This window comes from Oceanimonas sp. GK1, assembly GCF_000243075.1.
GTDB lineage: Bacteria > Pseudomonadota > Gammaproteobacteria > Enterobacterales > Aeromonadaceae > Oceanimonas.
Map to the genome: position 1 here is coordinate 1,607,490 of NC_016745.1, position 12,831 is coordinate 1,620,320.

At 63.0% G+C, this 12,831-nt stretch carries 13 protein-coding genes and 1 other RNA gene; 6 read left to right on the plus strand and 8 right to left on the minus strand.

Going from position 1 to position 12,831, the window contains the following annotated elements; all coding sequences use genetic code 11:
- Positions 1 to 20: 20 nt before the first annotated feature.
- Positions 21 to 1,040 (minus strand): succinylglutamate desuccinylase/aspartoacylase family protein, encoded by a 1,020-nt coding sequence (locus GU3_RS07655; RefSeq protein ID WP_014291955.1) that lies wholly within the window; start codon positions 1,038 to 1,040, stop codon positions 21 to 23.
- The gene (gene rimK, locus GU3_RS07660; RefSeq protein ID WP_014291956.1) at positions 1,040 to 1,942 is read right to left on the minus strand and encodes a 30S ribosomal protein S6--L-glutamate ligase; all 903 of its coding nucleotides are present in this window, start codon (positions 1,940 to 1,942) and stop codon (positions 1,040 to 1,042) included. The genes GU3_RS07655 and rimK overlap by 1 nt, the downstream gene beginning before the upstream one ends.
- A gap of 254 nt (positions 1,943 to 2,196) precedes the next feature.
- Between rimK and acnA the strand changes: the two genes are divergently transcribed.
- A complete protein-coding gene (gene acnA / locus GU3_RS07665; protein WP_014291957.1) occupies positions 2,197 to 4,902 on the plus strand; it encodes an aconitate hydratase AcnA in 2,706 nt (901 codons plus the stop codon).
- 353 nt (positions 4,903 to 5,255) lie between these two features.
- Here acnA and GU3_RS07670 read toward each other — a convergent pair whose 3' ends face one another.
- Positions 5,256 to 6,035: a TOBE domain-containing protein gene (locus tag GU3_RS07670; RefSeq protein WP_014291958.1), complete on the minus strand. Its 780-nt coding sequence runs from the start codon at positions 6,033 to 6,035 to the stop codon at positions 5,256 to 5,258.
- A 122-nt stretch (positions 6,036 to 6,157) separates the two neighbouring features.
- Between GU3_RS07670 and modA the strand changes: the two genes are divergently transcribed.
- The 3 genes from modA to modC are packed head-to-tail and all read left to right on the plus strand — an operon-like array spanning position 6,158 to position 8,640.
- On the plus strand, positions 6,158 to 6,913 hold the full coding sequence (gene modA, locus GU3_RS07675; RefSeq protein ID WP_014291959.1) for a molybdate ABC transporter substrate-binding protein: 756 nt from the start codon (positions 6,158 to 6,160) through the stop codon (positions 6,911 to 6,913).
- Positions 6,914 to 7,594 carry a molybdate ABC transporter permease subunit gene (gene modB / locus GU3_RS07680; RefSeq protein ID WP_014291960.1) on the plus strand — a complete coding sequence of 227 codons (681 nt, stop codon included), beginning with the start codon at positions 6,914 to 6,916 and terminating at the stop codon, positions 7,592 to 7,594.
- Positions 7,591 to 8,640 (plus strand): molybdenum ABC transporter ATP-binding protein, encoded by a 1,050-nt coding sequence (modC, locus tag GU3_RS07685; protein ID WP_014291961.1) that lies wholly within the window; start codon positions 7,591 to 7,593, stop codon positions 8,638 to 8,640. The genes modB and modC overlap by 4 nt, the downstream gene beginning before the upstream one ends.
- Positions 8,641 to 8,642: 2 nt before the next feature.
- Here the strand turns inward: modC and rpiA are convergent, their stop codons facing one another.
- The 5 genes from rpiA to zapA form a co-directional block, all read right to left on the minus strand.
- A complete protein-coding gene (gene rpiA, locus GU3_RS07690; protein ID WP_014291962.1) occupies positions 8,643 to 9,302 on the minus strand; it encodes a ribose-5-phosphate isomerase RpiA in 660 nt (219 codons plus the stop codon).
- A 192-nt stretch (positions 9,303 to 9,494) separates the two neighbouring features.
- Positions 9,495 to 10,073 carry a 5-formyltetrahydrofolate cyclo-ligase gene (locus GU3_RS07695; RefSeq protein WP_014291963.1) on the minus strand — a complete coding sequence of 193 codons (579 nt, stop codon included), beginning with the start codon at positions 10,071 to 10,073 and terminating at the stop codon, positions 9,495 to 9,497.
- 63 nt (positions 10,074 to 10,136) lie between these two features.
- The gene (locus GU3_RS07700; protein WP_014291964.1) at positions 10,137 to 10,370 is read right to left on the minus strand and encodes a VF530 family DNA-binding protein; all 234 of its coding nucleotides are present in this window, start codon (positions 10,368 to 10,370) and stop codon (positions 10,137 to 10,139) included.
- A 20-nt stretch (positions 10,371 to 10,390) separates the two neighbouring features.
- A non-coding RNA gene (gene ssrS / locus GU3_RS16720) (6S RNA) lies at positions 10,391 to 10,573 on the minus strand.
- Between the two features lie 15 nt (positions 10,574 to 10,588).
- Positions 10,589 to 10,888 (minus strand): cell division protein ZapA, encoded by a 300-nt coding sequence (gene zapA, locus GU3_RS07705; protein ID WP_041543033.1) that lies wholly within the window; start codon positions 10,886 to 10,888, stop codon positions 10,589 to 10,591.
- Between the two features lie 143 nt (positions 10,889 to 11,031).
- Here zapA and GU3_RS07710 point away from each other — a divergent pair, with 143 nt between their 5' ends.
- Positions 11,032 to 11,598, plus strand: coding sequence for a UPF0149 family protein (locus tag GU3_RS07710; RefSeq protein ID WP_014291966.1), 567 nt, complete (start codon positions 11,032 to 11,034; stop codon positions 11,596 to 11,598).
- A gap of 39 nt (positions 11,599 to 11,637) precedes the next feature.
- Positions 11,638 to 12,828, plus strand: coding sequence for a 2-octaprenyl-6-methoxyphenyl hydroxylase (gene ubiH, locus GU3_RS07715; RefSeq protein ID WP_014291967.1), 1,191 nt, complete (start codon positions 11,638 to 11,640; stop codon positions 12,826 to 12,828).
- Positions 12,829 to 12,831 lie beyond the last annotated feature (3 nt).

Below are 12,831 nucleotides of genomic sequence, written 5' to 3' on the forward strand. Positions count from 1 at the left end.
CTGCCCCTTTTCTATTGCGGTTACATGGCCGGTGGCTGCACATCCAGCTCGTCGACAAACCGCTCCACGCTGAGCTCTGCCTGCTTGATCTCGTCAAACAGGGCAATATGGCAGATGGCATCGCCTTCGTTCACCAAGGGCATGGTCAGGCTGCCGATCACGATGCCGCTGCGGGGCGCGATGATGTCGCGGACTTCCGCGCCCAGGGGGGCGCTGATGGTGCCCAGGCAATCGCCCTTGCGAATGCGCTCCCCGAGCCGCACCTGCAAGTGCAGAAGGCCGTCGTGCTCGGCCCGAATCCAGGTGCTGGTACGGGCGATAATGGGCTCGGCCACGGATTTTGTACTGCCGGCCTTGAGCATGCCGAGGCAGCGCATGACCCTGAGCACACCGCGCACGCCGGCCTTGATCGGCAGGGCGTCAAAGCGCAATGCCTCGCCGGCTTCGTACAGGATCACCGGCACCCCCTGGGCCTCGGCCACCGCCCTGAGCGAGCCGTCGCGAATGCTGGCATCGAGAATGATGGGAGCGCCAAAGCTTTCCGCCATTTGCCGGGTAACCGGGCAGTCGAGCTGGGCCCGGATCTGGGGCAGGTTGGCCCTGTGAATAGCACCGGTATGCAGGTCGATAATGTGGCTGCATTTGCTGACAATTTCATTGACGAAAAAATGGGCCACCCGGGCCCCCAGCGAGCCTTTTTCCGAGCCGGGAAAGCAGCGGTTGAGATCGCGCCGGTCCGGCAAATAACGGGACTTGTGAATAAAACCGAACACGTTCACCACCGGCACCGCCACCAGGGTGCCTTTCAGCCGGGCCGGATTGATCCTGCTGAGCACCTGGTTGACCACCTCAATGCCGTTGAGTTCGTCGCCATGAATGGCGGCGCACAACAGCAATACCGGTCCCGGGTGCTTGCCGTGCACCACTTCCACCGGCACCGTCAGCGGTGACTGGGTATACAGCTGGGCCAGGGCCAGTTGCATGATCTGGCGCCGGCCGGGCGGCACCCGCTGGCCGGCGAGCTCAAAGGGGGCCCTCATCAGCCGCGCTCCCGGTGGCGGGGTTTACGATGGGCGTGTTTTTCAATGTGCGCAATGATGAGATCCGCCACGTCCTTGTCGGTGGCCTTTTCGATGCCTTCCAGCCCGGGGGACGAGTTGACCTCCATCACCAGTGGGCCGCGTTTGGAGCGCAGCAGGTCCACGCCGGCTACCTGCAGCCCCATGGCTTTGGCCGAGGCAATGGCGGTTCTGCGCTCCTCGGGGGTAATGCGGACCAGCCTGGCTTCACCGCCCCGGTGCAGGTTGGAGCGAAACTCACCCTCCTGGGCCTGGCGCTTCATGGCGGCGATCACCCTATCCCCCAGCACAAAGCAGCGAATGTCGGCGCCGCCGGCTTCTTCGATGAATTCCTGCACCATGATATTGGCCTTGAGTCCCATAAAGGCCTCCAGCACGCTTTCCGCCGCCTTGCGGGTTTCCGCCAGCACCACGCCAATCCCCTGGGTCCCTTCCAGCAGCTTGATCACCAGGGGGGCGCCACCCACCATGCGAATAAGATCGGGCACGTCGTCGGGCTTGTTGGCAAAACCGGTGATCGGCATGCCCACGCCGTGGCCCGACAGCACCTGCAGCGAGCGCAGCTTGTCCCGGGAGCGACTGATGGCGGCGGAATGGTTGAGGGTGTAGCAGCCCATCATTTCGAACTGGCGCAGCACGGCGGTGCCGTAAAAGGTCACGGAGGCACCGATGCGGGGAATAATGGCGTCGAAGTGCTCCAGATCCTGACCTTTATAATGAATGGACGGCTTGTTGTCGTTGATGTTCATGTAACAACGCAGGGCGTCGATAATGCTGACCTCGTGGCCCCGGGCCTCGGCGGCTTCGCGCAGACGGCGGGTGGAGTACAATGAGGGATTACGGGAAAGAATGGCAATTTTCATGGGGACTGGCGGTTCTCTTCGGTTGCTGGGCTCGGGGCCAAATTCGGCCCACTATCTACGCGATTATGACCACCGGCGCCAGCGAGAAAAACCGCGGCTGGCCTGAAAATATTTTTCGTTGACCGGTCGCCGGACACCACGCGCACCGGCGTTTTTTGCCCGGACTCAAACCATGAACCATAATGTAGTCCCAATTTGTTGATATCCCAAACAATCTAATCCGGGTGCCCACCCGGGAAACACGAGGAGGAGCCATGTCTTCCGATTCGAACAAGGGTGTCATAACCCGCCTGAGTGCAGGCGGACAGTCATACCATTATTACTCCCTGCACCAGGCCGGGGGCGATGCCTCCCTGGAGCGGTTGCCCAAGTCCCTCAAGGTGCTGACCGAGAACCTGTTGCGCCACGGTGCCGATAGCGGGGATGTACAGGCCATGGCCGACTGGTTGCAGACCGGCCACAGCGAGCAGGAGATCGCCTTTCGGCCGGTGCGGGTGCTGATGCAGGACTTTACCGGGGTGCCAGCAGTGGTGGACTTGGCCGCCATGCGCGAGGCGGTCGGGCGTCTGGGCGGCGAGGTGGAAAAGGTCAACCCCCAGTCGGCGGTGGATCTGGTGATTGACCACTCGGTGATGGTAGATGAATTTGCCTCCGAACGGGCCTTTGCCGCCAACGTGGATATGGAAATGGCCCGCAACGGCGAGCGCTATGCCTTTTTGCGCTGGGGCCAGCAGACCTTTGACAACTTTCGCGTGGTGCCGCCCGGCACTGGCATCTGCCACCAGGTCAACCTGGAGTACCTGGGCCAGACGGTATGGCAGCAGGAGACCGACGACGGCACGCTGGCCTGCCCCGACACCCTGGTGGGCACCGACTCCCACACCACCATGATCAACGCCCTTGGAGTATTGGGCTGGGGCGTGGGGGGGATTGAGGCGGAAGCCGCCATGCTCGGCCAGCCGGTATCCATGCGCATTCCCGAGGTGGTAGGGGTCCGGCTGACCGGGGCCCTGCGCGAGGGCATGACCGCCACCGATCTGGTGCTGACCGTGACCGAGATGCTGCGCAACCAGGGGGTGGTGGGCAAGTTTGTGGAATTCTTTGGCGATGGCCTGGCCAACCTGCCCCTGGCGGATCGGGCCACCATTGCCAACATGGCGCCGGAATACGGGGCTACCTGCGGTTTCTTCCCGGTGGATGAGGAAACCCTGCGCTACTTGCGCCTGACCGGCCGCAGCGAGCGGCATATCGAGCTGGTAGAGGCCTACAGCAAAGCTCAGGGGCTGTGGCGCCATCCCGGCGACGAGCCGGTGTTTACCGACATTCTGGAGCTTGATCTTGGCAAGGTTGAGGCCTGTCTGGCCGGCCCCAAGCGCCCTCAGGACAGAGTGGCGCTCGGCCGGGTGCCTCAGGCCTTTGAACTGGCGCACAGCCAGTCGGTCAGTGCCGATGCCGAAAGCCGGCTGGAAGGCGAGGGAGGCCAGACGGCGGTGGGCTGTGAAAAGGTGCAGCATGGCACGCCCTTCACCCTCAATGGCACCACCCATCACTTGCGCGACGGCGCCGTGGTCATTGCCGCCATCACCTCCTGCACCAATACCTCCAACCCCAGCGTGCTGATGGCAGCCGGCCTGATGGCCAAAGCCGCGGTGGAGAAGGGCCTGGCCCGGGCGCCCTGGGTCAAAAGCTCGCTGGCGCCGGGCTCCCGGGTGGTCACCGACTACCTTCAGCAGGCCGGCCTGATGCCGGCACTGGAGCAACTGGGCTTTCACCTGGTGGGGTATGGCTGTACCACCTGTATCGGCAACTCGGGGCCGCTGCCCGAGCCCATTGAAGGCGCCATTCGCAAGGATGATCTCACCGTGGCCTCGGTGCTGTCGGGCAACCGCAACTTCGAGGGCCGCATTCATCCTCTGGTGAAGACCAACTGGCTGGCCTCGCCGCCCCTGGTGGTGGCCTATGCCCTGGCCGGCAACATGCACGTGGATCTCACCAAAGACCCGCTGGGTACCGATCAAAACGGCAAGCCGGTGTACCTGAAAGACATCTGGCCGTCACAACAGGCGGTGGCCGAGGCGGTGGAGCAAGTGAAAACCGACATGTTCAGCCGGGAGTATGCCGAGGTGTTTGACGGCGATGAGCGCTGGCGGGCCATTGACGTGACCGGTAGCGCCACCTTTGACTGGCAGGACGACTCTTCCTACATTCGCCATCCGCCCTTTTTCAGCGACATGGAAGCTGAGCCCGAGCCGGTGGCCGACATTGAATCGGCCCGCATGCTGGCGCTGCTGGGAGACTCGGTGACCACGGATCACATTTCGCCGGCGGGCAGCATCAAGGCCGACAGCCCGGCGGGCAAATACCTGCAGTCACTGGGCATCAAGCGGGCCGACTTCAACTCCTACGGCTCCCGGCGGGGCAACCACGAGGTAATGATGCGCGGCACCTTTGCCAATATTCGCATACGTAACCTGATGCTGGACGGGGTGGAAGGCGGTGAAACCCGTCATTATCCCAGTGGCGAGCAGCTGTCCATTTATGACGCGGCCATGCGTTATCAGGATGAAGGCGTGCCATTGGTGGTGGTGGCCGGCAAGGAGTACGGCACCGGCTCAAGCCGGGACTGGGCCGCCAAGGGCACCCGGCTGCTGGGCGTGCGCGCGGTCATCGCCCGCTCTTATGAGCGCATTCACCGCTCCAACCTGATCGGCATGGGGGTGTTGCCGCTGGAGTTCACCGGCAATGACAGTGCCGACAGCCTGGGGCTGAAGGGGGACGAGCAGTTGTCCGTGCGCGGATTGGGCAAGCTGCAACCCGGGTGCAAACTGACCCTGGTCATCAGCACCGCCGATGGCCAGGCGCGGAATGTCGAGGTATTGTGCCGCATCGACACCCAGGACGAGCTCACCTACTACCGTCACGGCGGCATACTGCACTATGTGATCAGAAATATGCTCTGAAACTCAGCAGCTTGAAGCTCGGAGCGGTACTGCTTGGTTGGCCAGTGCACTAGCGTCGGTCAAAGCGCACTGCTTCTCCGGCACGCCGTGAATACTTCCATGTAGGCTCCGCTGCGCCATCCATGGCGCAGAGGGCACGGCGAAGCAGACACCCTTTGCCCTCCTTTGGACACTCGCTGCTGACTGACCACATTCAGACAGCGTCGAGGTTGGGCGAAGCAGCAGTGGGGATTGTGAAGCCGACCATAAAGTGCCATGGATGGCACTTTCGAGCGTTACATGGAGGTACTTGAAGCGTGTCGGCGGAGTGTAACCGCACTGATGCTTCGCATTGCTTGCCTCCCGCTTTCAGTTCAGGTTTCCAGCGTGGCCAGGATGACTTGATCCGGCGCAAAGCAGGCCAGGGCCCGCTCGCCGCAGGCGGGGACCGGCTCGTGCACCGGGCGCAGGGCGCAAATGTCGCCGCCCTGATCCAGCGCCAGGGTGACTTCGTTAAACTGGTTGCCGGTCACGACTCCGGAGACGGTACCGGCCAGGCCATTGCACGAAGCCTGCTCCATGGTGACAGGCACAACGGTGACCCAGGGCGCCTTGATCAGCGTCAGCACCTCTTTGCCCGGCGCCAGCCCCAGCCGCCGGCAGCTGCGTTCGGTAATGTCTGCCACAATGGATGCTCCTCCCTCCAGCACCAGGCTGACCTGATGACTGAGATCGTGTGCGCTCAGCTGCTGCACATGAGCAAAAAACTGGTTGCGGGCACTGGTTTGCAGGCCAAAGCGGGAGACCACCGCCAGCAGGCTGTCGAGGGATGCCGACTCGTCCTGCAGGGCGTCCACTGCCATGCGTTCAATGCGGCCCAGCAGGCCATAGATTTTCAGTATGCGTTCTCCATAACCGGTCAGGCGGGCACCGCCGCCGCCCTTGCCACCGGTTTCGCTGGTCACCAGGGGCTGGCCGGCCAGCTCGTTCATGTCCTTGACCGCGTCCCAGGCCGACTTGTAGCTGATGCCCGCCGCCTGAGCGCCCCGGCTGATGGAGCCCTGGGCGTGAATGCATTCCAGCAGACGTACGCGCTTGGGGGAAATAAACAGGCGGCCCTGTTGTTGCAGGCTCAGCAGTATGTCCAGTTCCACGTTGGTCCTCGCAGGGTTAGCAGGGCTGAGCGAGCATGATACGTCAATTTCGTTGTATGTTTTATTATATAGCGATACATTTATCGCTATATACATGACTATACAACCAAGGGGAATGCGTGATGTCCAAGTGTTACCGTGCCGCTTTACTGTTGTGTGCCCTGGGCGTGACCACGCCTACCCTTGCCGATGAGGTCAAGGTGGCGGTGGCCGCCAACTTTCTCGATGTGATCACCACTCTGGCCGGGCAGTTTGAGCAGCAAACCGGCCATACTGTGCTGGTGTCTTCCGGCTCCACCGGCAAGCTGTACGCCCAGATAAAAAACGGCGCCCCCTTTGATGTGTTTTTTGCCGCCGACGACCAGCGCCCCGAACTGCTGGAGCAGCAAGAGGCCATCGTGCCCGGCAGCCGCTTTACCTACGCCCTGGGTACCCTGGTGCTGTGGAGTCCCGATAAACAGTTGATTGATGACGAGCTGACCGTACTGAAAAACGGCGACTTCCGTTTTCTGGCCATCGCCAATCCGGCCACTGCCCCTTATGGCCGTGCCGCTCAGGAGGTGCTCACCGGCATGGGGCTGTGGCAGGGCGTTGACCGGAAAATGGTGCGGGGAGAAAACATCGGCCAGACCTACCAGTACGTATACAGCCGCAATGCCGAGCTGGGGTTTGTTGCCAAGTCCCAGGTGTTCAGCCAGGGGGAATACGCTCCTGGCTCCTGGTGGGAAGTGCCTGCCGAGCAGTATGCGCCCATTGTGCAGCAGGCGGTGCAACTGAAGGAGGCGCCGGCGGCGAAGGCATTGCTGGAATATGTACGTTCGCCCGAGGGCCTGGCGGTGATCCGCGCCTACGGCTACGGCATCGAACAGGCGCAATAAATGCTGGCGTCCGAGGATATCACTGCCCTTGGCCTGACCCTGCGGCTGGCGGGGGTCACCGTGCTGGTGCTGCTGGCAGTGGGCACTCCCCTTGCCTGGTGGCTGAGCCAGACTCAGAGCCGTTGCAAGACCATGGTGGAAGCGGTGGTGGCCCTGCCGCTGGTGCTGCCGCCCACGGTGCTGGGGTTTTACCTGCTGCTGGCGCTGGGCCCGCATGGCGTTATCGGCGGCCTGTCCCGGGCCCTGGGCGGCGAGAGTCTCGCCTTTACCTTTACCGGCCTGGTGATCGGCTCGGCGTTTTATTCGCTGCCCTTTGTGGTACAGCCGCTACAAGGTGCCTTTGAGGCCATGGGGCGGCGTCCACTGGAGGTGGCGGCCACCCTGGGCGCCTCGCCCCTGAACCGGTTTGTTACCGTGGCGGTGCCCCTGGCCCGGCGGGGTTTTCTCACTGCCATCGTACTTGGCTTTGCCCATACCCTGGGGGAGTTTGGCGTGGTGCTGATGCTGGGGGGCAATATTCCCGGTGCCACCCAGGTGATCTCCATCGCCATTTATGACCATGTGGAAATGCTGCAATACGGCCAGGCACACATGCTGTCGGCACTGCTGCTGGTGCTGTCGTTCAGCATTCTGCTGGCGGTGTACCTGCTTAACCGGCGATTTTCGGTGGTGCACCCATGATAAAGGCCCGTTTTCAGCTGGAACGACCGGGATTTCGCCTTGATGCCGCCTTTGAGCAGCCCGCTCATGGCGTGACCGCTCTGTTTGGCCGCTCGGGCTGCGGCAAAACCACCCTGCTGCGCTGTCTGGCGGGGCTGGAGCGGGCCGAGGGGGAACTGTGGCTGGGTGAGCACAACCTGCACGGGCTGCCGGTACACCGGCGCCGTTTTGGCTATGTATTTCAGGAAGCCAGCCTGTTCCCCCATCTGTCGGTGCGCGACAACCTGCGTTATGGCTGGCGCAGATTGCCCAAGGGGCAGAAAAGGCCGGACTTTCATGAAATCGTGGGTTGGCTGGGGCTGGAGCCGCTGCTGGCGCAAAGTGCAATATCCTTGTCCGGCGGACAGCGTCAGCGGGTGGCCATCGGCCGGGCGCTGCTGGCGGCGCCACGGCTGCTGCTGCTCGACGAGCCGCTGTCGGCCCTCGACACTCAGGCCAAGCGCGAGATCCTGCCCTGGATTGAAGGGCTGGCGGCCCGGGCGGAGGTGCCGGTGTTTTACGTGACCCACGCGCCGGAGGAGGTGGAGCGGCTGGCGGATCGGGTGATCTTTATGACCCAGGGCCGCACCACCCGCATGGAAGCCCTGCAGCAGGCCATGGCCCGGCCCGATTCGCCGTTGTTCGTGGAGCAGGGGGCGGCCAGCATGCTGGAAGGGGAGCTGGGCGCCGAGCTCGCCGATGGCCGCACGCCTTTTACCTTCAACGAGCAGATCCTGTGGCTGGTGCATGCCCGCCGGCCGGGCGGCGAACGGGTGCGGGTGCGCATACAGGCCTCGGACGTGAGCCTGGCGCTGGCGCCGGTGAAGGGGGTATCGATTCTGAACCAGCTGCCGATGCGGCTGACGGCGCTCCATGCAGAGGAGGAAGGCCGGGTGCTGGTGGCCGGTGAGCTCAAGGGTGGTCAGCGGCTGCTGGCGGAGGTGTCCGCCTGGTCGGCGGAGCAGCTCGGGTTGCATCAGGGCATGGTGTGTTATGCCCTGATCAAGGCGGTAGCGTTGGTGAATTGAGGTTAAACGCCCTTGCGCACCACGCCCTCGGGGGTGCCGATCAGCAGCACATCGGCACCGCGGTTGGCAAAGAGGCCGTTGGTCACTACGCCCACAATGGCGTTGATGCGGGCTTCCAAGGCTTTGGGCTCGGTGATGCTCAGGCCATGCACATCCAGAATGTGGTTGCCGTTGTCGGTGACCACAGCTTCCCGGTAGACCGGCTGGCCGCCGAGCTTGGTCAGCTCCCGGGCCACGTATTCCCGGGCCATGGGGATCACTTCCACCGGCAGCGGGAAGGCGCCCAGCACCTCCACGGTTTTGCTGCCATCGACGATGCACACGAACTTGTCGGCCACGGCGGCGACGATCTTTTCCCGGGTGAGGGCCGCGCCGCCGCCCTTGATCATGGCCATGGCGCCGTCGATTTCATCGGCGCCATCCACATAGACGTTGAGTTCGCTGATGTCGTTGAGATCAAACACCGGAATACCCAATTCCTTCAGGCGGGCGGTGGAGGCCTCGGAACTGGATACGGCCCCCTTGATCTGGTCCTTGATGGAGCCAAGGGCGTCGATAAAGTGATTGACGGTGGATCCGGTGCCCACGCCAACAATGCTGCCCGGGGTCACGAACTCCAGCGCCGCCCAGCCGGCGGCCTTTTTCATTTCGTCTTGTGTCATGGCTGTGCTGTTCTCCTGCAAAAGTGCGGCGCATTATAGCAAAGCCGGCCCCTGAGAACACCGCAGCCGGGTTACCTCCTTCGACACGCTTCAAGCACATCCATGTGTCGCTCGGCAAATGCCATCCATGGCATTTGACGGTCGAATACGGTAATCCCGCCTGCGGTGTCTTGGTTAAGGAGGCCTAGAGCCTCACCAGCGCCAGTGCCGCCCCGGCGTCAGTAACTCGGGCAGGGGCACGTCCCAGTGGTCGGTGGGGATCTCGGGCAGTTGCTGGCAATCGTGGGCCAGCCCCACCGGCCGCGGGCCTGAGCCCCGGTGCCAGCCGGCCAGGGTACGGTCATAAAAGCCGCCGCCCATGCCGATGCGGTTGCCGGTGGCATCAAAGGCCACCAGGGGCGTGTAGATCACCTCCAGCTCCTGTTTGGGCAGCAGCAGGCGAATGTCGAGGCGGGGCTCGGGAATGCCAAAGCGGTTGGCAATGAGGCGTGAGTCGGGATCATAGCGCAAAAACATCAGGTGCCCGGGGCTGAAATGATGCAACACCGGCAGGTAGACCTGGGCACCCCGGGACCAGTACCAGTCGATCAGCGGGTGCGGATCCAGCTCGCCGTCATTGGCAAGGTACAGGGCCACCTTGCTGGCCTGGGCCAGGTGGGGGGTGTCGGCCACCCGGGTGGCAATGGCGTGGGCGGCGGCCTGCTGCTCGGCGAGCGTCAGCCGGCGGCGGGCTTCTCTTATCTGCTGGCGAATGCGGTGTCGTTCGGTCATGGTTCATTCCGTTGAAAGCGAGCATGCGCCGAGCTTATGTCCAATGCCGGGGCCTGCCAAGGGTCAGCGGTGCCAGGGTCCGTTTTTGAGACGCAGGTACAGCGCTTCCACCTGGGTGCGGGCCCAGGGCGTGCGGCGCAGGAATTTCAGGCTCGACTTGATGCTGGGATCGTTTTTGAAACAGTTGATGTTGACCCGGCGGGCCAGCTCTTCCCAGCCGTATTGCTTCACCAGCTCGGTAAGCAGGGCTTCAAGGGTGATGCCGTGCAGGGGATTGTTGGGTTGCTGCTGGGTCATGAAAGTGCCCGAAGAAGGAATGGGTCCCCAGGGTGCCGTTGCGAGTGTTAGTCCTTGAACCCGTCGGTTCAAGGCGGAAGCCCGGTACCCACCGCAGGCGTCTCGGTCGAGGCCGAGCATGCTCAATAGCGAGCAACGCGGGATTCCTGTGCTGTTGATATCGGCTCAGGGACGCCACTCACGGACGAACACCCCAGGGAAAAACAAATTGTGCGGACTTAGCCGACCTTGCTGGCCAGCGCGTCTTCAATGGTATGCTGAAGCATCTTGATGCGCTTGTCCATGGCGTCAGCATATTGATGATTCTTGTCCTTTTCAAGCTCCAGCTCATGGCAGACATTCAGCGCCAGCATAATGGCGATTTGCTCATTGGAGGCGGAGCGGCCGCTGTCCTTGAACTTGCGAATACGTTCGTTGAGCATATCGGCTGCCCGGTGCAAAGACTCTTCCTGCCCGGCAGGACAGGCCACCTTGTAGGGGCGCCCGAGAATAACGATGTCGATTGCCGCTGTGGTCATGTGGTCCTCAGGTGGCTTGCAATGAGCAATGAAAGTCCCGCGAATATATAGTGGGCCATCAGAACTTTCAAGGGGTTGCTGGTCTGCATCAAGGGACGGTGCTAGGATCGGCGGTAATTTCAGTGCCACCTGTCGAGTAAATGATGAACGATAACGCCCGTCTCAACTTTGATGCCTTTACCACCCTGCTGGAGCAGCACAACATGGTGGTGACCGCCGCCGAAGTGCACGGGGTGATTTGCGGCCTTATCTGTGGCGGTATGGCCCGGGACGACGCCCGCTGGCAGCAGCATTTCAACGAGCTGCTCAACGACGGTTTCGGCCTGCCCGCCGAGCTGAAAAAGGCGGTCAACCTGCTGTTTAACCGGGTGTATGAGGACTTGATTGAACAAAGCCGTTTCGAGCTGCTGCTGCCGGCAGACGAAGAGCCCCTCGACGACCGGCTGGATGCCATGATGGAATGGGCCGGCGCCTTTCTCGCCGGCTTTGGCGTGGTGCAGCAGGAGCTGAACAAGGCGTCGCCCGAACTGCAGGAAATGATCCAGGACATCAGCAGCATCACCCAGGTGTCCGGCGAGTTCGAGCAGGAAGACGAAGAAAGTGAAGCGGCCTTCGTGGTGCTTTACGAGCACCTCAAGCTTGGCGCCACCCTGGCCTTTGAGGAGTTCGGCAAGGGCCGCCCGACGCCGGCCCGACCCACCCTGCACTGATCCTTTCGGCAACTTTATTTCGGCAACAACAGCACATCCATGACCCATTACGACCTGGTAATCAACGGTGCCGGCATGGCCGGGGCCGTGCTGGCCTTGGGGCTGTCCGGGCTGCGCCGGCCCGATGGCAGCCCGCTTCGCATCGCCCTGATCGAGGCACTCCCCCCCGGACCGGATCTGCACCCGGGCTTTGATGCCCGCAGCATTGCCCTGGCCTGGCACAGTCAGACCCTGCTGGAGCAACTCGGCATCTGGCCGGCACTGGCACCATTGGCCACGCCCATTACCCAGATTCAGGTGTCCGATCAGGGCCACTTTGGCCGAGTGGAAATGCACGCGGCCGAATACGGTGTGCCGGCCCTGGGCCAGGTGGTGGAATTATACCCAGCCGGGCTCGAGCTGCACCGGCGGCTGGCGGCGTGCCCGGCCATTACCCTGTATTGCCCCGACCGTATTGCCGGTTTCGAACAGCATCGACAACACGTAACGGTGGAGCTGGAGTCCGGTACGGCCTTTTCTGCCAGCCTGCTGGTGGCCGCCGACGGCAACCGCTCGCTGATTGGCCAGCGGCTCGGCGTAGCGCGCCGCCAGCTGGATTACGGCCAGAGTGCCATTATCGCCAACATTGCCACCGCCGAGCCCCACCGCGGCCGGGCCTTTGAACGCTTTACCTCCCAGGGCCCGCTGGCCCTGCTGCCCATGAGCGAGGGGCGCAGCTCCCTGGTGTGGTGTGTGGCCCCCGAGCGGGCGGCGCAACTGATGGCGATGGGCGACGAACCATTTCTTGCCGCCCTGCAACGGGAGTTTGGTTACCGGCTGGGGCGGCTTCTGCGTACCGGCGAACGTCACTGTTACCCTCTGATGCTGGATGAAGCGCTCCGGCCCTGGCATCACAGAGTGGTGCTGCTGGGCAACGCCGCCCACCTGTTGCATCCCATTGCCGGCCAGGGCTTCAACCTGGGGCTGAGGGACGTGGCCACCCTGACCGAGCACCTGGGCCGGGCCCTGGATACCGGGCAGGACATCGGCAGCCACGGCGTGCTCAGTGGCTATGGCCGGGCACGGCTGCCCGATCAGGCCGGCATGGTGAAGCTCACCACGGCACTGGCGCTGCTGTTTTCCAACGATGATCCGGTGCTCGCCGCCGGGCGTAATCTGGGGCTGTCGGCCATGGCGGCCTGCGCCCCGCTAAAGAGTCAACTGGCCTGGCGGGCCATGGGCAAGAGGTAAGCG